At 64.8% G+C, this 1612-nt stretch carries 2 protein-coding genes; one reads left to right on the top strand and one right to left on the bottom strand.

Annotation, left to right across the window (positions count from 1 at the left end; all coding sequences use genetic code 11):
* Positions 1–188, top strand: a 188-nt coding sequence (locus tag KDH09_19750) for a hypothetical protein (protein MCB0221942.1), incomplete at its 5' end; no start/stop codon positions are given.
* Here the strand turns inward: KDH09_19750 and KDH09_19745 are convergent.
* A partial coding sequence (locus KDH09_19745; GenBank protein ID MCB0221941.1) for an NAD(P)/FAD-dependent oxidoreductase occupies positions 170–1612 on the bottom strand: 1443 nt, incomplete at its 5' end. The two genes, KDH09_19750 and KDH09_19745, sit on opposite strands and share 19 nt — an antisense overlap.

The following is a 1612-nucleotide window of genomic DNA, read 5'->3' as shown; positions in this document are numbered from 1 at the left end:
TTTCCCGCACGCTGATGGTGCACGTGCTTGGCCGGTGCGCCCGCGCAGGCGCGCGCCTTGTCACGCTGCAGGCCTCGGCCGCAGGGGCCGGCGTGTACCGGCCCCTGGGTTTTGCCGAGCAATTTCGGATTCGCAATTATCGCAGGCCCCATGGGACCCGCAGTGCGGGTCAAGCCGCGACGTCGTAGGCACCCCAGCCCAGCGCCTTCATCTTGAGCACGTACTCGAAGCTGAAGCCCGGCCACATGGTCGAGTTGGTGCCGTCGTCATTGAGATACCAGCTCTGGCAGCCCGAGAGCCACGAGCTGCTCTTCATGCGGTCCTGGAATTCCTGGAACTGCTTGTCCTGGATCTCTTCTTTCACGTCGAAATACTTCGCACGCTTCTTGAGCAGGCGCTCGGTGTAGCGCGCGACGTACTCGTACTGGGCTTCCTGGTAGACCAGCACCGAGGTGTGCCCGGGGCCGGTGTTGGGACCCATGATGAGCAGCATGTTGGGAAAATGCGCCACGCTCATGCCGTAGTAAGCGCGGCGGTGCGGGCCCCAGTACTCGGTGAGATTCATCCCGCCCACGCCGCGGATCTCGAAGGGATAGGCCGGCGCGCCGATGTCGTAGCCGGTGGCGTAGATGAGCACGTCGAACTTGTGGAGCTCTCCGTCGCTCGTCTTGACGCCCGTGGGCGTGATCTTCTCGATGCCCTCGGTAATGAGGTGCACGTTGTCGCGCGCGAAGGCGGGGAACCAGTCGTCGGAGACGAGCGTGCGCTTGCAGCCCACCTTGTAGGTCGGCGTGAGTTTGGCGCGAAGCTCGGGATCCTTGATGGCCTTCTTGAGGCTGCGCTTGTGGAGGACTTCACCCACTTCGAGCATCCGCGGGTACCACATGATGGCCGGCAGCGCCGCCTCCATGGTCCAGTAGAGTTTGAGGCGCTCGGCGCTTTGGGTGAGCGGGAACTTCTTCCAGCGCCTGTGCTCGGCCTCGGTGTAGGCGCGGTTGCGGCGCGGAATCACCCACGAGGGGGTGCGCTGGAAAACTTTGAGGTCGGCCACCTCGGCCGCGATGTTCGGCACGATCTGGATGGCCGAGGCCCCGCTGCCGACGACGCCCACGCGCTTGCCCTTGAGGCTGACCTTCGGGTCCCAGCGCGCGGCATGCACGGCCGCTCCCTTGAAGGAGTTGCGGCCGGCAATGTCGGGGTAGCGCGGGTGGGAGAGGGCGCCCGTTGCCGGCACCAGCACGCGGGCCTCGGTCACCTTGCCGTCACTGGTCGCCACGCGCCACACGCCGCGACCCTCGTCGAAGTCGCAGCTCTTTACCTTGGTCTTGAAACGGATCTTCGGGCGCAGCTTGTACTTGTCGGCGCAGTGCTCGATGTATTTCTGGATATCGGATTGCTTGGAATAGGCCTCGGGCCACTCGGGATTGGGCTCGAAGGAATAACTGTAGAGATGGGAGGGCACGTCGCACGCGCAGCCCGGGTAAGTATTGGTCCGCCAGGAACCGCCCACGTCGGGCTCTCCCTCGAAGATCACGAAGTTGTCGAGCTTCCTGTTCTGGAGGGCGATGCCCACCCCCAGCCCGCCGAAGCCCGCGCCCACGATCGCCACGTC

Source organism: Chrysiogenia bacterium, from assembly GCA_020434085.1.
Classification (GTDB): domain Bacteria; phylum JAGRBM01; class JAGRBM01; order JAGRBM01; family JAGRBM01; genus JAGRBM01.
The sequence above is the reverse complement of the archived record's forward strand: the minus strand, read 5'-3'. Positions and strand labels throughout refer to the sequence as shown.